The sequence below is a fragment of the Acidovorax sp. genome (assembly GCF_046339755.1).
GTDB lineage: Bacteria > Pseudomonadota > Gammaproteobacteria > Burkholderiales > Burkholderiaceae_C > Acidovorax.
The window spans coordinates 19,252-37,939 of sequence record NZ_JBKDTZ010000237.1 but is presented as its reverse complement, the minus strand read 5'-3'; the positions used below and the strand labels follow the sequence as shown (position 1 = coordinate 37,939).

At 65.3% G+C, this 18,688-nt stretch carries 19 protein-coding genes; 17 read left to right on the top strand and 2 right to left on the bottom strand.

Features of this window, described 5'->3' with window-relative positions; translation table 11 throughout:
• Window positions 1-472 precede the first annotated feature (472 nt).
• On the bottom strand, window positions 473-1,123 hold the full coding sequence (locus tag ACK59X_RS20370; RefSeq protein WP_184864955.1) for a helix-turn-helix transcriptional regulator: 651 nt from the start codon (window positions 1,121-1,123) through the stop codon (window positions 473-475).
• Between the two features lie 527 nt (window positions 1,124-1,650).
• Between ACK59X_RS20370 and ACK59X_RS20365 the strand changes: the two genes are divergently transcribed.
• From ACK59X_RS20365 to ACK59X_RS20285, 17 genes are all read left to right on the top strand, one after another.
• The gene (locus ACK59X_RS20365) at window positions 1,651-1,944 is read left to right on the top strand and encodes a hypothetical protein (protein WP_409960213.1); all 294 of its coding nucleotides are present in this window, start codon (window positions 1,651-1,653) and stop codon (window positions 1,942-1,944) included.
• Window positions 1,944-2,126 carry a hypothetical protein gene (locus ACK59X_RS20360; protein WP_409960212.1) on the top strand — a complete coding sequence of 61 codons (183 nt, stop codon included), beginning with the start codon at window positions 1,944-1,946 and terminating at the stop codon, window positions 2,124-2,126. The genes ACK59X_RS20365 and ACK59X_RS20360 overlap by 1 nt, the downstream gene beginning before the upstream one ends.
• Window positions 2,123-3,340, top strand: a complete 1,218-nt coding sequence (locus ACK59X_RS20355) for a DUF1376 domain-containing protein (RefSeq protein ID WP_409960211.1) — start codon at window positions 2,123-2,125, stop codon at window positions 3,338-3,340. Before ACK59X_RS20360 ends, ACK59X_RS20355 begins: the two co-directional genes overlap by 4 nt.
• Window positions 3,327-4,334, top strand: coding sequence for a DUF6475 domain-containing protein (locus ACK59X_RS20350; RefSeq protein ID WP_409960210.1), 1,008 nt, complete (start codon window positions 3,327-3,329; stop codon window positions 4,332-4,334). The genes ACK59X_RS20355 and ACK59X_RS20350 overlap by 14 nt, the downstream gene beginning before the upstream one ends.
• Window positions 4,331-4,783, top strand: coding sequence for a hypothetical protein (locus tag ACK59X_RS20345; protein ID WP_409960209.1), 453 nt, complete (start codon window positions 4,331-4,333; stop codon window positions 4,781-4,783). Before ACK59X_RS20350 ends, ACK59X_RS20345 begins: the two co-directional genes overlap by 4 nt.
• Entirely contained in the window at window positions 4,780-5,184 is a 405-nt protein-coding gene (locus tag ACK59X_RS20340; protein ID WP_409960208.1) for a hypothetical protein, read from the top strand. Before ACK59X_RS20345 ends, ACK59X_RS20340 begins: the two co-directional genes overlap by 4 nt.
• A gap of 2 nt (window positions 5,185-5,186) precedes the next feature.
• Window positions 5,187-5,759: a hypothetical protein gene (locus tag ACK59X_RS20335; protein ID WP_409960207.1), complete on the top strand. Its 573-nt coding sequence runs from the start codon at window positions 5,187-5,189 to the stop codon at window positions 5,757-5,759.
• Window positions 5,760-6,356: 597 nt separating this feature from the next.
• Window positions 6,357-6,998, top strand: coding sequence for a phage tail protein (locus ACK59X_RS20330; RefSeq protein WP_184864939.1), 642 nt, complete (start codon window positions 6,357-6,359; stop codon window positions 6,996-6,998).
• A 185-nt stretch (window positions 6,999-7,183) separates the two neighbouring features.
• Entirely contained in the window at window positions 7,184-7,753 is a 570-nt protein-coding gene (locus ACK59X_RS20325; protein ID WP_409960206.1) for a phage tail assembly chaperone, read from the top strand.
• Window positions 7,754-7,815: 62 nt separating this feature from the next.
• Entirely contained in the window at window positions 7,816-8,070 is a 255-nt protein-coding gene (locus tag ACK59X_RS20320; protein ID WP_409960205.1) for a DUF1799 domain-containing protein, read from the top strand.
• 113 nt (window positions 8,071-8,183) lie between these two features.
• A complete protein-coding gene (locus ACK59X_RS20315; RefSeq protein ID WP_409960203.1) occupies window positions 8,184-13,373 on the top strand; it encodes a phage tail length tape measure family protein in 5,190 nt (1,729 codons plus the stop codon).
• Window positions 13,374-13,375: 2 nt separating this feature from the next.
• Window positions 13,376-14,308 (top strand): hypothetical protein, encoded by a 933-nt coding sequence (locus ACK59X_RS20310; RefSeq protein WP_409960201.1) that lies wholly within the window; start codon window positions 13,376-13,378, stop codon window positions 14,306-14,308.
• A complete protein-coding gene (locus tag ACK59X_RS20305; protein WP_409960199.1) occupies window positions 14,308-15,789 on the top strand; it encodes a hypothetical protein in 1,482 nt (493 codons plus the stop codon). Before ACK59X_RS20310 ends, ACK59X_RS20305 begins: the two co-directional genes overlap by 1 nt.
• 253 nt (window positions 15,790-16,042) lie before the next feature.
• The gene (locus tag ACK59X_RS20300) at window positions 16,043-16,315 is read left to right on the top strand and encodes a holin (RefSeq protein WP_409960197.1); all 273 of its coding nucleotides are present in this window, start codon (window positions 16,043-16,045) and stop codon (window positions 16,313-16,315) included.
• The gene (locus tag ACK59X_RS20295; RefSeq protein WP_409960195.1) at window positions 16,312-16,926 is read left to right on the top strand and encodes a lysozyme; all 615 of its coding nucleotides are present in this window, start codon (window positions 16,312-16,314) and stop codon (window positions 16,924-16,926) included. Before ACK59X_RS20300 ends, ACK59X_RS20295 begins: the two co-directional genes overlap by 4 nt.
• Window positions 16,923-17,237 carry a hypothetical protein gene (locus ACK59X_RS20290; protein WP_409960193.1) on the top strand — a complete coding sequence of 105 codons (315 nt, stop codon included), beginning with the start codon at window positions 16,923-16,925 and terminating at the stop codon, window positions 17,235-17,237. The genes ACK59X_RS20295 and ACK59X_RS20290 overlap by 4 nt, the downstream gene beginning before the upstream one ends.
• 2 nt (window positions 17,238-17,239) lie before the next feature.
• Window positions 17,240-17,725: a hypothetical protein gene (locus tag ACK59X_RS20285; protein ID WP_409960191.1), complete on the top strand. Its 486-nt coding sequence runs from the start codon at window positions 17,240-17,242 to the stop codon at window positions 17,723-17,725.
• Here the strand turns inward: ACK59X_RS20285 and ACK59X_RS20280 are convergent.
• Window positions 17,722-18,606 (bottom strand): hypothetical protein, encoded by an 885-nt coding sequence (locus ACK59X_RS20280; RefSeq protein ID WP_409960189.1) that lies wholly within the window; start codon window positions 18,604-18,606, stop codon window positions 17,722-17,724. The two genes, ACK59X_RS20285 and ACK59X_RS20280, sit on opposite strands and share 4 nt — an antisense overlap.
• Between the last annotated feature and the right edge of the window lie 82 nt (window positions 18,607-18,688).

Sequence of the window (18,688 nt, the reverse complement as noted above, 5' to 3'; positions counted from 1 at the left end):
TCGGTTCGCGCTGCGCGCTGCCGACGAAACGGGCGCGATCACTCTGGCGAGCCGAGCGCAGCGAAGGACCACAGGCCGAGCGAAGCAATGGCCCGTGTGGAGCCCGTTCCCACCCCCTTCTGACCGTGCCGAGAAGCGCAGAAGCTGGGGTGGCGTGTGTGCCGCAGGACACACACGCTTCGTCATCTGGCTCGCCGCAGATGTCTGAACGGAGTTCGCCCGCAGGGGGAACGCAGTGAGTTGCGAGGCGCACCCCAGCCTCGAGCATCGCAGGCTGCCCCCTCGCCCCCGGGCGAGGGGGACACGGGCAGCGGGGCCGCCTTCTCTTTGGTGACTTTCTCTTGGCGGCCCAAGAGAAAGTTACTGCGCCGCCGGGCGCACATCCCGGCTCCCGCACTCAGCAGAGGCATGCTGTTAAAAAAGCCACGCCGACCGCGCACGGCAGCTCCCGCCCGCAAGCCGCCAGCGGGCATCAATCATTCGACCACAACGCCGATTTCGCTATCCCCGCCACATACTGAATCACCTCCACCTCATCCTCCGGAATACTGATCCGCGGATGCGCCTCGTTCACCGAGTCGAGGTGCACCATGCCATCGCGCACATAGGCCAGCTGCTTGACCATGACCTTGCCGCTGCGCTCGCGCACCAGCACCTCATCGCCCGGCATGAAGCCGTGGTTGGGCTCGATGACGACGAACTCGCCGTGGCGGATGCGGGGCTTCATGCTCTCGCCGCGGCAGCGCAGGGCGTACGCATTGGGGTCGCGCGTGGGCCAGTTGATGCGGCCGTCGCCGTGGCCCACGGGGTACTGCAGTTCGCAGAAGTAGCCGTCGTCGCCCAGCTGCGCGGTGCCCACGACGGGCACGCCTTCAGGCGCCAGGCTGCGTGCGGCCTCGCTGCCGGCGCGCAGCAGCGAAGGGAACATGCTGCCCAGGGGCAGGTTGGCGCGCTTTTCGAGGTTGAGGGCGGCGCGCTCGCCGAAGGCCTCTTCCTCGTCCAGGTACTGGGTCATGCGGCCCTTGCTCACGCCGAACTGGTCCATGAAGCGCTGGCGGTCGGTGCCGAAGTGCTTCTCGAAGTAGGCGGTGAATTCCGCGCGGCGGGTGCTGTCGTTGCTCATGGCTGCGAAGTTTAGCTGTAGCTAAATTTTTGGCAAGTTGTTTTAGCTTATGCTTGACTAATTGTTTAGATAAAACTAAACTTGCTGCCATGAGATTCACGGATTGGCTGGATGCCGAACCCGGCCGTAACAAAGAGGTGGCAGATCACTTCGGGCTGACGCCGAGTGCCATCACGCACTGGCGCCGGGCCGTTCCCAGAAGCCGCATGCGCGAGCTGCATGCGTTCACGCAGGGGGTGGTGGACTTTGCGGGCATGTTGCCCCGATCGCGGGGCGCAGCAGCGGGCCCGGTGGATCCTGGTCCTGGGCGGTGTTGACGGGGCGAAGGTGGCCGCAAGCGCCACTTAAGCCCTGACCGGTTGATTTCTCCTGCCATGGCGCTGACGCAGCAGGCGCCATGGACTTTGCCCGGTGCTGCATGCATGCATGTACGCCTGTGTGCAGCACCGGGTGTTTTTCTTCAATGGGCCCGTGCGCTCCCCCGTGAGTGCAGGCGCCCGCACGCCTTATGAGGAGATGAGCGAACCATGCGACCCACTTTCTTTCCACAGCCCGCGGGGGCGAATGCCTTCGAGTCGGTGCGGCCACGCAGTGCCGTGGCAGCCAACGATGCCGGTGCGCCCCGTGTCGACGTGGAGCCCTGCAGCGGCAGCGTTGCCGCACGGCCTGCGGGCGCGGTGCTGCTGTTCAACTGCCGGGGCCTGCGCACCGTGGGACTTGCCCCGCGTGTGCAGGGCGCGATCAGCATCGAGAGCCGTGCCCAGGCGCAGGCCAGCCTGGACAAGAGCCGCCGCATTGCGCGCGACTGGAGGCAGCAGTGATGGGCACGCTGATTGGCAACACCCTGCAGCGCCTGACGCCCGATGTATTGCGTGCCGCAGCGCAATCGGCGGCTGCGCAGCACATTCCGCTGGCCGAGGCCAACCACCACGAGCCGGGCACAGTGCTGTGGGCGCAGTTCAACGAGGCCTATGCCGCATGCCTGGGGCAGGAGGCCGCGTGAGCAGCAGCAGCACCAGCAGCAACACTGCCGCCAAGGGCAGCACAGGCCTGCCCGCGCCCATGACCTTGCCCGGCTGCGACCTGAGCGACTTCGCGTACATGGAGCTGGATGTGCGGCGGCTGCGCGATTCGAAATTTGCGGCGGCGGCCGAAGGGGAGGCGTTTCGCGCGGGCATTTTGCTGTGGTGTGCGGCATGGCACCAGGTGCCTGCTGCCTCGCTGCCCGATGACGACGTGGAGCTGGCCAACCTGGCCGGCTATGGCCGTGTGCTCAAGGAATGGAAGAAGGTGCGCGCCGCCGCGCTGCACGGCTTTGTGAAGTGCGCGGACGGGCGCCTGTACCACCCGGTGGTGGCCGAGAAGGCGATTGCCGCCTTTGCCGCCAAGGAGAAGTACGCCTACGAGAGGTACTGCGACCGCCTGCGCAAGGAAAACGCCAAGCGCGCCAAGGAGGGCAAGCCGGCCCTGGGCGTGCCGCCGCAGACGCTGTGGAAGACCGGGGACTACCCCCATGGCATGGCCCCCGCGGGTGAGGATTTTCCGCCGGAAAGCGCCCGGCCCTGCGCCGCCGTTCCACCGGAAACCGGCCTTACAGGGAACCGAAAGGAACGGAGCCGAGAGCGAGATGGAGACAGAGACGGAGAGGATCTTTTTGGTGAAGGCAGTGCCGTTGCGGGTGCAACGGCGGGCGCCGCAGCGGGCCGGGGGCAGGGCGCTGCCGTGGGCGTGGCGCCCGCACACTGGGGCATCGACGATGCGGATGGCAACGCGCACTCCGAAGCCAGCGCCGACGGCCTGACGCGCGACGAGCTGTGGTCGGTGGGCAAATCGCTGCTGGCGCAGGCGGGCATGCCGCGAGCGCAGTGCGGCAGCTTCATCGGCCGGCTGTGCAAGGACCATGGCAACGACACCGTGGCCGAGGCCGTGCGCGCTGCCTGTGTCGCCCGCCCGGCGGACCCGGCCGAGTACCTCAAGGCCGTGTGCATGCGCGCGGCCGGCCAGCGCGGCCCGGCCGTGCGGCGTGCCGGTGCGCCAGGCCAGCCGCCCCTGCAGGGAAACCGGCAAGAGGCGCTGGAGCAGCGCAACCGCAGTGTGGGCCATGCCTGGGCGCTGCAGGAGCCCGACGCGGTGCCCGCGCCCCCACCACCACCGTACCACCCCCACCACCCGCAACCCCACCAGGTACAGGAGCCTTTGCACCATGCAAGCATCTGAACGCGCACCCTTCGCGCAGCTGATCACCGACGTGCTCGCCTACTACCGGCAGGACGCCAGCCGCTTTGTGCTTGACCTGTGGTGGGGTGCGTGCCAGGCGTTCGATCTGGCGCAGATCCGCCAGGCCATGCAGAGCCATGCCACCGACCCCGAGCACGGACGCTTTGCGCCGCGTGTGGCCGATGTGGTGCGCATCCTCGCCGGCACGGCGGCCGACCGCGCGGCCCTGGCCTGGGGCAAGACGCTGGAGGCCATGGGCAGCGTGGGCGCGTACACCGATGTGGTCTTTGACGACCCCGCCATCCATGCCGCCGTGCAGGACCTGGGCGGCTGGCCCAAGGTGTGCCGCACCGACCTCAAGGAGCTGGGCTACCTGCAGCACCGCTTCTGCGAAAGCCACCGCGCCTATACCGGGCGCGGCAGCTTCGATTACCCGCGCTGCCTGGGTGGCGACCGCAGCCCGGACAGCGAGTACGCCAAGGTCGGCCTGCCGCCGCCGCGCATTGCATTCATTGGGAATGCCGAGCGCGCGCTGCTGGTGTACGAGGGCGGCAGCGCGGCGGGCAAGACGGCGGTGCGCTTTCATTCGCTGCAGGCCCTGGCGGCGGCGCCCCGCGTCGGCAACGAGGCTGTTGCGCCGCGTGCGGACAAGCAGACGGCGCACAGCGCGGCGGACGCGGTGCCATTGGTTGCACCGCGCGCCGCAACGCAACCCCCGTCGCCGCCCGCGCCGCGCAACGCGCAGCCCATTGCCGTGCGCGCGCCACAGGCCACGCCCGCTATGGACCGTGCAGACCGTGCAGAACGTGCCGCATTGCGCGCACTGGCATCGGCCGACCCTTTGGCTGCGACGGCAGCACCCCCATGGCCCGGCGCATTGCGTGCCGCGACCGGGGCACGCCGGCCCGCCTACCGGCAGGGTTTGCCCCTGCATTCCGGCACAAACACCACCAGCTACCACAGCACCACCGCAGAGAGGACCTGTCACCCATGAAAGCCATGCTCATCAAATCCGCCGAAGGCCTGCGCGGCACGACGCCGGCCGACCACGACGCCTGGAGCCGCTTTGCGCGCAAGCTCGAAGTCATGAAGCCTGGCACCTGCCTGCGCATGGAATGGAGCCGCCCGCGCAACGGCCCGCAGCACCGGCGCCTGTTCGCGCTGCTGCAGGTGGTGGCGGAGAACAGCGAGACCTATGGCACGCCAGAGCAGGCCCTCATCGCCGTGAAGCTGGCTGCGGGCTACTGCGACGATGCCATCGACCCGCGCACCGGCAACACGGTTCCCGTGGTGCGGTCGATCCGCTACGAGGCGATGGACCAGCAGACCTTCGAGCGCTTCTACGCGGCTGCATTCGAGGCGGTGCTGCAGCTCATTCTGCCGGCCATGGACCGTGCCACCCTCAAGCGGCTGATCGCCATGGTCGAGGAGGGCTGGGCATGAGCGCCGCCGTGCTGCCGATGGCCAGGCGCCCCGGCCCAATGCCCTTGGTCTGCGCGCTGCTGCGCAGCGATGGCGACGGTGCGGGCGGACCTTGCCCCGCGTGCCAGGCCGCACAGGCCCGCGCGAACAGCCCCTTGTTCCGCGCCCACTGCCACGGCTGCAAGGTACGCGCTTTGGCGCAGGGCCCGCAGTTCTGGCGCTCGCTGAAGGACGGCGCGCACACCGATGCCTACCAGGGCGAGCTGGCCGCCGTGTTCGGTGCGGCGGGCGCTGCCGCAGGCCATGCAGTGGTGCTGGCCGAGTACCGGCGCCTTCGGGCGCTGCAGGACAACGCGGTGCGCTGTGGCGTGCTGGCGGGCGAGCAGCGCAGCTCCACCCATTTCAACCCATGCGAGGGATGACCATGCTGATGACCACCGAACCTACCAACAGTCCCTACCGTACCGTGGAAGAGGCCTACACCCGCGCGGGCACCTCGTCCTCCAATCTCAAGGTGGACCCCGACCGCCGCGGCGATGCCGATGTGCTGATTGCCGCGGGCTGGTCGCCCGGCATGCTGGGCGGCGCACTCATGCGCCTGCGCGGCGAATGGGACAGCGTGGCGCACCAGCGCCGCAACCACCCGGACGCCGATGCCGTGCACCTGCTCGCGCGCCTGCGCTCGCTGGCGCAGGTGCTGGAGGCCGTGGAGCGCTGGGCCACAGCCAAGCACCTGGCCGATGCACGCACCCTTGCGCGCACCAGCGTGTGCTACTGGCTTGACCCCACCTGCCGCGCCTGCCTGGGCCGCGGGGCCGCACTGGTACCCGGCACGCCCATGCTGGGGCGCGTGTGCAAGGCCTGCGGCGGCAGCCGCAAGGCGCGCGAGCCCTTGGGGCAGGACGGCCGGCGCACGCTCAACATGCTGGACGATTGCGTGGGCCGCAGAAACCAGTCGATGAAAAAACGCTTGCATGTTTCCATGCATCGCGGTTAGAATTGCAGCAGACGATTGCAGAGGGTGCTGACCCTCTCGCCCGTCGCCCCTCTGTTGATTGCCCGCAGCCACAGCCTGGCTCTTCGCCTGTAGCGACTGCGGTAGATGGTTGGGGTGGTTTGTCGTCTTGAATTTTGTGAATCCCGCATGGTTTGCCCTGCGGGATTTTTGCTTTTGCGGCTCTGCTTTTCGGGGCCGCAGCGTTGGTTTCGTTCCCCCTCTTTTTCCACGCTGCCCTGTGCATGGCGCACCCGCGCTGCGCGCGTGTTGCGGCGTGCGCAAAAGGACATCCATTCATCCTTCGAGGTGCCCCATGAGCCCTGCCACCAAAGCACTGCATGAAACCCTGATCCGCCTGGCCAAGGGCGCGATCACGGCCTGGGAGCAGTGGCTGCACAAGCAAGCGCAGTTGCCGCCGCAGCCCTGAGCCCTTTTTCACCGTTCACTCTGCCCCGCGGCAGGCCGCTCCTCCAGGTTCTTCCGGGCGGAAACGCCTGCCCCATGCCACGCAGAACTTCCGCCGCACTGTCGTTGATTGGTGCGGCTTTTTTTGTTTGTCTGTTGTCACTTCGACATCTCCACTGAAAGGCCCATTCCATGGCTGTATCCCTGCCCGACGGCGCCACCATCGCCATTGCAACCACCTACGGCTCGGTCAAGACCGTGACCGCCATCACCAATGCCAACCCCGGCGTCATCACCTCGGCCGCGCACGGCCTGCTCAACGGTGCCTTCTACGAGCTCAAGTCGGGCTGGCAGAAGATCAGCGACCGCGTGTTCAAGGCCTCCAACGTGGCCACCAACGCGCTGGACGTGACCGGCATCGACACGACCGACACCAACCGCTTTGCGGCCGGCACCGGCGTGGGCAGCCTGCGCGAGATCACGGCCTGGACGCAGATCCCGCAGATCCTGGAGTTCACCACCAGCGGCGGTGACCAGCAGTTCGCCAACTTCTCCTTCCTGGAAGAAGACTACGAACGCCAGTTGCCCACGGTGACCAGCGCCCAGTCGATCCAGATCGGCATCGGCGACGACCCCTCGCTGCCCGGCTACCAGGCCCTGAAGGCCGCCGGCGAAGCCCGCGCCATCCGCGCGCTGAAGGTCACCCTGCCCAACGGCGCCGTGCTGCTGTACAACGGCTTCGTGTCCTTCAACGAAACGCCCACGCTGACCAAGGGCAGCGTGATGCAGGTGCGCGCCACCATCTCGCTGCAAGGCCGCCCCACGCGCTACTGAGCGGTTGTTCCCGGCGCCTGCGCCGGGCAGCTCGCTCCCTGATCTGCACCGCCAGCCATCCTTGGCCTGGCCGTGCAGTCACACCCCATGCACCGACCCGGCCTTGTTCGCTCCTTCGAGGGGGCGGCAGGGCCGGGCACGGGCTTTTCCTATTTGTGTCGTACTCCCTCGAAAGAAACATCACCATGGCCAAACTCGTTATCGGCAAGTCCACCCCCAAGTCCTTCGCACTCAAGGTGGAGGTGCCCACGCCGCATGGGCTCGACGAAGTGAACTTCGACGCCCGCCACCTGCCCTCCACCGTGTGGGCCAAGATGCGCGAGCAGCACGCCGAAGCCATCGGCAAGACCGTGCAAGCCCTGTTCGACGCTGCGCGCCAGGAAGCCGAGCAGGCCCATGCCGCCGAGCAGGCGAACAAGCCCGTGGCTGCTGCTGTCGCTGTGAAGAAGCCCGCCGGCAAGAAGTCGGTAGCCGCTGTTGCTGCCAACGACCCCGCCGAGTCGGTGCCGTCCGACGCCGACGCCAAGGAAGCCGCCATCACCGCGCTGGTCAAGCCGGTGAAGGAAAGCGACATCGCCAGCCTGCGCGCCAAGCACAGCGCCGAGCTCATCGTGCAGATCGTCACCGGCTGGGACCTGGACGAGCCCCTGGGCGTGGACGCCCTGGTCGACATGTGCGACAGCTACCCCGGCGCAGCAGAGGCCGTGTTCAAGGCCTACAACGAGACCCGCGAAGGCCTGCGCCTGGGAAACTGAAGGCCATCGGGCGCGCGCCGTACCACAAGCCGCCCGACGAATCCGAGCTGGCCGTGTGGGGCATGCGGCCAAGCGACTTCCCTGAGCCGGACGTGGAAGTCTGGCCCGAGCACGTGGACGCCTGCCTGCTGTTTTGTTCCGTTAGCACCCAGTGGCGGGTGGGGATGGGCGGGGCCACGGGGCTGGACTACCCGGCCGTGTTTGCGACGTTGGACCGCTTGCATCGGGACAAGACCGATGCGGAGCGCGATGCGATCTTTGCGGATGTGCAGGTGATCGAGCGGGCGGCGTTGGAAGAGATGAATAGCAGGGACTGAGGCAGTCCCGCGGGCAGCCAGGTCACGTCTTGCTTTTTTGCGCAAGCCACCTTCGGGTGGCTTTTTTGTTTTTGGGCTTGCGCTTGGCGGGCCATATCCATGAGAGGTTGAGTATGGCCGTTGATCAAACCGCCGATGCAGTTCAAGCGAATGCGCAGTACCTGGCGCAGGGCGCGGCCATGGTGTCTGTGGCCCAGCAGATCGAGCAGGCTGTGGCGGGGCAGCTGGCAGTTTTTAGAGGGGTACAGCAGGCGGTTTCGGACTTGTCGAGCGCTATGCAGAGCCTGCCTGGGCAGTTAAGCGGCCTGTCTACGGGGCTGAAGTCCGGAGGTGAAGCTGGCTTCAATTTCCTAGAGACAACCAATCAGATCGTCGGAATTCTGGGGGACTTTGACGGCGCTGCAACGCTTGTCAGAGACACTTTGAACGGCACTAGCGAAGCAGCTAAGAAGCTTGAAGGGACTGGCAAGAAAATCGACGATGTGGGCGCAGCGGTTTTACGAGCTGCTGGACCCTATGTGATTGTGGCGGCTGCTATCGCTGCGCTGGGAGTTGCTGTTCACTCGCTGGATGGCAAGGATGCTGCACTGTTGTCGTTGTCTGCGCAGTTGAAGGGAACGGGGCGCGACTCACTTGCGGCCGTGAAAGACATCGATGCGCTTGTAGAAGTACTGAACGCACTCCCGGGCGTTAGCAGGGATTCGGCTGTAGCGGTCATCTCAGAATTCGCCAAGGTGCCTGAGATTGGCAGTGAGCTTTTCAAAAGCCTGGGCTCGTCCGTCGCGGATTTTGCTGCGGCGACAGGTACTGACTTGCCCGCCGCTGCAAGCAAGCTGGCAGAAGCCTTCGCAGACCCTGCGAAGGGCGCAAGATCTTTGGAAGATTCCCTCGGGACGCTCAGCGCAGCGCAACTGCTCAACATTGAGAACATGGTCGAAATGGGCGACAAAGCAGGCGCGCAGGCGGCTCTGCTGTACTCACTCAGGCAGGCCACGAAAGGACTTGCGAGTGAGGCGATGACGCCGCTCGGCAAAGCTACAGACGACTTGAGCAATGCCTGGGATCGGTTCACTAAGGCTTTGGGTAATTCCCAAGGTATCCAGGCGGCAAAGAGCGGGCTGGTATGGTTCGTCGGGAAAGTTGCCGAGCTGATCGACGTTATGGCGCAGATGAAACCTCCCCCATGGGTGAGGTCTCTCCCGGGTATCGGTCCTCTCTTCAATTTCGTTACTCCCATGCCTCCTCAAAGCGGCGGCAGCCGTACGGCATCCGGGAAGGTCAGATATCCAGAAGAGGAGGCGGCTGATCAGCAGGCAAAAGCTGCGTTGGAGGCAACTCAGTCTTTTGAGACCCAAGCTTCCGCGATGGAGAGGCTAAAAGGTGTTGCGAAGCAGGCGCAAGATGCCCTCAAGGCGTTGGAAGAGCAGAACAAAGGCACCAGCGTAGAAGCCAATACCTTGCGTGATCGTATCGCGGGTGTCAATGAGAGATTGGCTGAGATGGCGAAGAGGGGCAACGTCAGTGTCGGCGTTCGCGCCAATGCCAAGCCGCAAGCCCAAAAAGATACGGAGGACCAAGCAAAGCTGGCGGTCGAGCGTGCCGGTTTGTTGCCGGAGTTTGCTCAAGAGTGGGAACTGCTGAACAAGCAGTACCGCGAGAGCACGCTAAGCATGGAGCAGCTCGAAAAGAAGCAGGCTGAACTGCTGGCGAAGCAGCCCTTCATGATCGCGAAGGAAGCCGACGAGCTTAAGGCGCTGACTCAGCAGCGCCAGAACGCAGCTGATGTCCGAAACAAGGACTACGCCAGTGTTGAAGCGTATATGGAGTCTGAAAAGCAGCTTGGCGTGCAAACGGTGAAGGCCATTGAAGGCCGCATTGCGGCCATGGAATTGGAGGAAAAGGCCGCCAGCATGGCCGCTGCACAGAACATCACGTTGGCGGAAGCCATCAAGCGCGTGAACATCGAGCGCTTGACAGCCAAGCGAGACGGCCCCACAGGACTGACCGAGGGTTCTCCTGCGTACGAGCAGGCCACCAAGGAGACCGATGCGCTGACTCGAGAGGCTGACCGCATCAATGCCAACGACCGCAATGCCAAGGCGCGCGATAGCGAGAAGAAGGCGCAAAAGGATTTTGAGCAGTGGTCGAACAACCTCACCAGTGGCGTCAGCGATTCGCTGGTCACGGCCATCTTCGAAGGCGGCGAGAAGGGCGGTGAGCAACTGCGCAAACAGCTGCAGGATTCGCTGATTAAGCAGCCGCTGAAGATGTTCATCAACGCGGGTGTCAACTACGGCATGCAAGCGTTGGGTGGGTTGTTCGGGATGGGTGGCGGTGCGCCTGGTCAATTGGGCGGCGGGGGCGGCGGTGCGTTGGGCACCATTGGAAGTGTGGCCAGCCTAGCGCAGACGGGTTACAGCGCTTACACCGGCACGGGCATATTTGCCAGCGGTGCTGGCGGGGCCGGTGGCGGTTTGAGCAGCATGATGTCTGCCATGGGGCCGGCTGCGGCGTACATGGCAGTGGCGCTCGCCGTCATCAACGTGCTGGGCGGTATGCGTTCGGAACGCATGATTGGTTCGGGCCTTAAGGGGACGCTGGGTAACGGCTCCAAGTTGGAGCCTTGGGAAGAATGGAGAGAGGGTGGAACGCTGGCCAGCGGTCCAGACTTCAGCACGCACAACCCGCTTGAGACGATCGAGCAGTACAAGAAGAAAATCAAGGAGCAAGAGGCACTGGGTGAGCTGGCCAATCTGCAGAGCTTGCAGATTTACCAGACAGTTCTTGCGAATTTGCAAAATGACCATGCCGACCTTCTTGCAACGGTGGGCAAGCAAGACCGTGCCATTCAAAGCGGCTATGAGGCCTACCGCAAAAACGTAGTCGACATGGCCAACACTGTGGGGCTTGCCGGCGACAGCCTCAAGACCTTTGCCTACACGCTGGATCAGCAAGACCTCAATTTCAAGGATCTCAAACCCGAGGAAGTACAGGAAAAAATCGCGGCCGCGTATGGCAAGGCCGGAGTTGCGATGGCCAGGGAATTGCTGGGCGAGGGGAAGCCGGTAACGGAAACGCGAACCAATGTCACAGCACACGAAAACAGCACGGGTGAAAAGGAGTATTCCTACACGTCGGCGGAGGAGACCACCACCCGCATGGTGTATTTCTCCAGCCAGTACGCGCTGGCCGGCGAGACTGCCTACGAAACACTCGAGCGACTGGCTACCAACTTTCACACATTGAATGAGGCTGCCGACGCCCTGGGCTTTGGTATTCAACAGGGGAGTTTGGCACTGGCGGATTTTGCGGCCGATTTCATTGAAGCTTTTGGTGGGCTGGAGCGGTTCACGGCAAGCACCAACGCCTTTCTCCAGAACTACTACAGCGACGAAGAGCGCCGTGATTACATCGCTCGCAGCGGCTCGCGTCGGTTGGAAAAGCTGGGTATCAATATCTCTGCGGAGCAGCTTCTCGATGCGACCGGAGAGGACGTCAAGAACGCTGTCAATTCAACGTCTACTAACCCCGCGCTGTATGCCGATGTAATGGACGTCGCCAACTTCATCGCGTCGTTGTACCAGGTCTCTGCACAAGCGGCACCAGCGGTCGAGAACCTCTCCAACGCTGTGGACGAGCTGACGCAGAAGTTCAATGGTGCCAAGGAGGCATTACTCAATGACGCCAAGTCACTGTCGGTCGATTTGCTGCGTGCCCAAGGCAAGGAAGGCGACGCCAAGGCGCTGGAGCGCCAGCAGTACCTGGATGGCTTCGTCGATGAGCACGGCAACAAGCTGGACGAAGGGCGTCTGCAGCAGTTGACTACGTTGTACGACGGGAACGCTGCGACTCGCCGCGCTATCGAGGTTCAGAACGAGCGCAATGGCTTGCAGGACGAGCTCAATTCACTGACCGACGATGCAACCCAGGCGCTGACCCGCCAGCGCGACGCATTGGACGAGAGCAACCGCGCGCTGTTCGACAACGTGCAGGCCATCAAGCTGCAAAAGACCATTGCAGACGAGCTGCCCGGCGTTGTCCACAAGTACCTGAGCCCTGCGCAGCGCCGGCAGTCGCAGTACGACCAGGTCACGGCCGATCTGAATGCCGTAGGGATCAAGGTCAGCTCCGAGCAGTTGATGGGCTTGAGCAGGGCCCAGATTGGTAGCGCTGCGATGGACATCTACAACACGGCCGGCGTGCCAGACGAGGCACGCCTGGCCGTGGTTCGTGCCGCTGGTGCCTTGGCGGACCTGAAGAACGCCGATGTGGACACGGCCTTTGCTGCGCTGGAGCGCGCGGTGGATGCGCAGCGCAAGGTGCTGGACGAGGCCATCACCGAACTCACGTCGGTGTTCGAGACCGCCCGTGACGCGGCGAAGACACTGTTTGGCGAGGTGGAGAGTGCGGTGCAGTTCCAGGGGGATGAGGGCCGTGCCTTTATCAGCAATGCCCTGGCCGTTGCGCAGAGCACGGGGTACCTGCCGGACAGTGAGAAATTCTCCAAGGCAGTCAGCGATGCCACCGGTGCGCTGGGCCAGCAGATGTTTGCCACGCAGGCCGAGTCCGACTACCAGCGCCTGGTGCTGGCCAATGAGCTCAAGAGTCTGCAGGACATCAGTGGCGACCAGTTGGACAAGGCGAAGGACGAGCTCGAGTATCTTGATGAGCAACTGGCAGAGCAGCGCAAGCAGATCGATGTGCTCAACGGCATCGACCTGAGCGTGCAGAGTGTGGAGGGTGCCATCAGTGCCCTGGGCACGGCCATGAATGGCGCGCGCTCCGCCACGACGCTGGGTGGGTCCGGCCTGGCCGCCTATGACAAGGAGCTGGGCGTTGGGCGCAACTCTGCGGGCACGCTGTTCCAGCGCGACGACATCCGGCTGGCGGCCAGCAACGCCCTCGAAGCGGGGGCCAATCCGCGTGACATCTACAACGTCATCAAAGGGAGTGGTTTCACCCTTGCGCAGGCGGGGGTCATCCTCGGAACGGAACCTGGCAGCCTGGAAGACTTTGCGCGCGAAATGAACTGGCCCGTGTTCCACCGCGGCACGCGCAGGGTGCCGCGCACCGGCTTTGCCCTGCTGCAGCAAGGCGAGGCGGTGATTCCCGCGGCCTACAACCCCTTTGCCGCCGGCCGTGGCTGGGGCAACAGCAAAGACATGCTGGCCGCAATGGAAGGCGTGCGTGCAGAACTGATCGAAGTGCGGCGGCAGAACGATGCGCTGCAGCGTGCTGCCATGCGCACCGCCGATGCCGTCAACGGGCGGCCCGAGGCCCCCATGCTTGTGGAGCGCGTTTAAACATGAACAACATCGACAACATCACCATCACCGACACCATGATCGGTGCCGGCACCACCATTGCCGAGCCCTCGGCGGGCGAGACGGCCTGGGCCTCCGGCGTGGCCTATGCGGTGGGCGATATCCGCATCCGCGCAACGACGCACCGCAAGTACAAGTGCGCGGCCGCGCACACCAGTGCGGCGACGCCCACGCCCGAGAGCGATGGAACACGCTGGGTGGACATCGGCCCCACGGACCGCATGGCGCCGTTCGACATCTACACCAGCACGCAGGCGACCGCTACCGGCAGCCTGACCTATGTGCTCAAGCCGGGGTACTTCAACAGCCTGGCGCTGTATGGGCTGACGGGCGCGCAATACAGCGTGACGGTGCGCGATGCGCCGGGCGGGGCGGTGATCTACGCGCGCTCGGGCTTTCTGGTGGACGACCCGCTGGGTTGGTACGAATACCTCTTCACCACCGCGCGACCGGTGGGCAAGCTGGTGTTCACCGGCATCCCGATCCGCCCTGCGGCCGAGCTCACGCTGACCCTCACGGCCGCTGCGGGCCAGCCGGTGGGCATCGGGATGATCGTCATGGGCGACTACATCCCCCTCATCAGCGATGAAGCGCAATGGGGCGGCACCCAGTACGGCGCATCGGCCGAGCCGGTGACCTACAGCTACATCAAGACCAACGACGACGGCACCACCAGCATCGTCAAGCGCCACAGCGCCACCAACCTGAACGCCAGCGTGGTCATGCCGCGCGAGCACGCAGACGCGGCGCTCAAGACCCTGCAGCGCGTGCTCGACCGGCCTGTGGCCTTCTTCGCTACGCCCTCCAGGGGCTACGAGGGCCTGAACGTCTTCGGCATTGCTTCCTCCTCGCCCGTGGGCTACGACAGCTTCGGGCACGCCTCCATCAACATCAACGTGAAAGGGCTCATCTGATGCCAACCAATCCTCCGAACATCACCGCGCTGCCCAGCCCACCGGACCCGAATGATCGCAGCACGTTCAATGCACGCGCTTACCCGTGGAGCGTGGCGCAGCAGACGCTGGCGACGGAAGTGGCTGCGGTGGCTGCCAATGTGAAAGGGAATGCGGATGAGGCTGTGGCCGCCGCAGTGTCCGCGCAGGAGGCGGTGACCGATGCCGATCTGGCCGCCGCCGCGGCACTGGCCGCTGCGGCCAGCGCTATCAACGCACCCGGCAGCCAGGCCACCAGCGCCAGCAGCCTGACCATCGGCATGGGCAGCAAGGCCTGGGTGCTGGACCAGGTGGGCAAAGCCTTCGCGATTGGGCAGCACTTTATCCTGGCTCGCTCTGCGAATGCGCTGATTCAGATGAGCGGCATTCTGGAGACCTTCAATCCGACCACTGGTGCGTGCACAGGCACTATCACCGCTGCCCAAGGCCCTGCCGGGCCTTACACCGATTGGGTAATGAGCCTGGGCGTCATCGCGCCCGGCGTCACCCCTGACGTGGTGCGCGAGCAGCGCAGTGCGAATACCGCGTTCACCCAGGCCGACAAAGGCAAGGTCATCGAATACACGGCGGGCGGCTTCACGCAGACCTTCGGCGCCATGTTGGCGGGCTGGCACATCGAGGTGGTCAACAAGGGCACGGGCGATGTTGGCATCACCACGGATGGGGTCACGTACAAGATCTACCCCTTCGAGCGGCGGCGGCTGGAGTACGACGGCGCCACGGTCACCTCGACCGTGCTGCAGAGCTACTACAAGGTGTTCACGGCATCGGAGACCTGGATCAAGTCGCCTGGCTACTCGCGCCATGGTGGCTGGCTGTGGGGCGCAGGGTCTGGCGGCCAGGTGTGGACGGACAGTTCCAGCCAGTGGCTGCGCTATGGTGGCAGTGGCGGCGGGTGCATGCCCTTTGAGTTTGAGGTGAGCGTGCTTCCCGCGTCTGTGGCCATCACCCTGGGGGCAGGCGGCCTGTACAGCACCACCTCGACCCGCAATGCCGGGGGCAATTCGACCTTTGGAACTCTGGTAACGGCCATTGGATCAAGCTCGTCAGTGACTGTGACCGGTGGGCTGGACCCGGTCACCGTGAACGGCGCCAACACGCTAGGGGTCGGGCTCCGATCTCCATATGACTACCGCAATGCCAACAACAATATTGCATATGTCGGGTTGAGCGCGGAATGGGCTGGCGGCCAAGGTGCCGTGGGGCGAAATCTGATAGGAAACGTGACCACAGGGGCGAGTGGCGGTGATTCCATCTGGGGTGGCGGTGGCGGGGCCTGCTCAGGCACCAGCAGCAGCCCGGGGGCAGGTGGCAAGTCGCAACACGGCGGCAAGGGTGGTGACGCGGCCACTCCCGCGGGCACGGCACCTGGCGGTGGCGGTTACGGTGGGCCTGGTGGCAACGGCGCTCGTGGTGAGTGCCGCACCTGGGGCGTGATCTGATGGGGTGTGAGCGCCATCTGCGGCGTAGTCATCTGTAAGCGCTACAACCTGCGGGAGAGCCTGCGGTTCGTGCTGCCCCTCATGCCCCAAGACCCTGACGCGCTGTTCTGTGCTGAAGCACCGGGCGCTTCCCTCGCATGGCATAAGCCCGAGCGATACGGGCCCAACGGGGCCGCATCGCTGCCTTGCACCATGTACCCATAACCCGCCCCGTGCGGGTTTTTTTACGCCCGACGAAAGCGAGCAAGCATCCATGAAAAACGAAACCATCGAAGCCCTCGGCGCCACGGGCAGCAAGACCATCGTGACGGGCGCGGGGCTCACCAGCTTTGGCTGGATCACGTCCAACGAGTTCCTGGGCCTGGTGGGCGCCGTAGTGGCCGTGGCGGGCCTGGTGATCACCTGGTACTACAAGCGCGAGGCCAACCGGCGCCATGCACGGGAGCACGAGCTGCGCATGGCGCGGCTGCGCCGAGGCATGGACACGCCGGATACCGACCTCGCCGAACAGGGGGTGGACGAATGAGCGGCCCTGCTGATGTTGCTGCTGCCGACCGCGGCGGTCTGCGCTACTTTCCTCACCTAGTGGGCTCGCTCGCGCTGGCCAGCGCCGGGGTGCTCACCTTCCTGGGCCAGTGGGAGCCCGATCCGCGCGACCCTGGCCTGGTCTATGCGGACCAGCTGGCCGGCGGCCTGCCCACGGTGTGCAAGGGCATCACGCGGCATGTGACGAGCACGCCGGTGGTCGTGGGCCAGCGCTGGACGCCTGCGCGCTGCGCGCAGGAAGAGAGCGCTGCCATCGAGGCGCTGCAGCTGCGCCTGTCCCGGTGCTTCACGCGGCTGCCACCGCAGAGCGTGTTCGACATGGCCACCAGCCATGCCTGGAACAACGGCGTGGGCAACACCTGTGCGAGCCAGGCCATGGTGGCCTGGAACGCGGGCGACTGGGCGCTGGGTTGCCGGCGGCTGGGTGTGTCGGACAGTGGCAGGCCGGTGTGGAGCTATGTGCGCACCGGCCGCACGCTGGCCGATGGCCGGCCCGAGATGCGGTTTGTACAGGGCCTTGCCAACCGGCGTGCGGCCGAGACGGCGGCCTGCCTGGAAGGGCTTGTGCAGCTGCAGGAGCACAGGCCATGACTGCTGTGGTGGAAATCGCCCTGGGGATGGTGCTGCTCACCATGCCAGCCACGCCCCAGCCCGTGACCTACACGGCCACTTCGGGAGCCACCACGCTGGGTTACAGCAGTGCGGCGGGCTGGGTGCCTGCGGAGCAGTGCTTCAACCGTTGCCGCACCGCTGCGACCGAGCCTGTGCCGCTGCTGCGCGGCGAGTTGTCGCTGGCCGATATGGCCGACCTGAACATCGTGATTCGCCGCGATGGTGTTCCGGTCCTTTCGTTCTGGCGCTTTTTCGGCAACGTGCCCGTGGTGTCTGGGGAAGGGGGCTGATGATGGCGCCGCTGCTCATCACCCACACCGCCGCGGCCGTGCTTGGCGCGGCCCTTGCCGCCACCGCCGCCTGGCAACTGCAGGACTGGCGGCTGGGTGGGCAGATCGCCGCCTTGCACGCCACCCAGGCCACCGAGCGCGCACGCGCCCAACAAGCCACCTGGGCGGCCGAGCGCGCCACCGCCATCCGCTACCAAGGAGCCTTGAATGAAGCACGCACCCGTGAAGCCGCTTTGCAGCGCGATGCTGACCGCGCTCGCGCTGAGTCTGACGGCCTGCGCGAGCAAGCCGCCGACGCTGCCCGCCGCATTGCCAGCGCTGCCCCCGCCGCCGTCGCTGAGTACGCCACTGCCGTCGGTGAGCTATTCGCTGACTGCAGCCGAAGCTATCAAAGCCTGGCGCGCAAGGCAGATGGCCACGCGGCTGATGCAAGAGCCCTCAGCGAAGCCTGGCCAGTGACCGCGGGTGACCCTGGCGCAAGCCCTTAGTTGCAGGCGATGGTCGCTGGCGCGCCCGCGATGCCCGCGATGCCCGCGTAGCGGATCTGGAACGGTTGCGTCAGGTTGATGCTGGAGGGGAAGGCCGAGAACACGGCCTCCTTCTGCGTGGGCGAGGCGATGGTGCCGATGCCCGACCAGCCGCCGGAGGGCGTGAAGAGTGCGGTGCCGGCGTCAAACGTGTACAGCGATACGGCGACCGAGGTGCTGCCTTGCACGAAGAAGAAGCTGCTGCTCAGGAAGTTGGGGTTGTCCGATGCGGCGGTGAGCAGCATGTTGACCTTCTGCGTCTCGGGGTTCACACGGAAGTCGGCCAGCAGCATGCCGTTGGCGTTGTTGGCCAGTTGCCCCGCGCAGGTGCGCTGGGTGGCCGCCACGTTGATCACCTTCACCGTGTAGGTGCTGGTGATGGTCTTGCCCTGCAGCAGCACGCTGGCGGTGAACACGGCGTTCACGTCGGCCGTCTGGCTGGCGGCCAGGAACACACCCTGGGGCGAGATGGTGCCGGCCGATGCGGGCGCCACGCTCCACACGGCCACGGTGGGCGAGGTGCTGCCGTCGGCATTGCGCACAGCGGCGGCCAGGGTGATGGAGCCGCCTTCGCTCACCGTGGTCGGGCCCGAGATCTGCAGCTGCGCGGCCGTGCTGGCAGCGACCGCCTGGGGTACGAAGTGCAGGGACTGCGGGTCCCATTTGAAGGTGACGTCCCATTCGCCAGCGCCCGGCACCTTCAGGCGTTTGACGGTGAAGGTGTCGGTGGCCTCGGTCTGGTAGCCCGAGTTGGTGAGGTCGATGTCGAGCCCTGCCGAAGCGGACAGCGACAAGGTGGCGGCCGCAATCGCGGCGCAGATGGTTCTGGGTGATGCCCTCATGAATGAAATCCCTTGTTATCAGTGGTTTTGGGTGGCGGGATCGTAGCTGCCCGGGCCCGCCGGCCTGCAGCGCCTGTCGTAT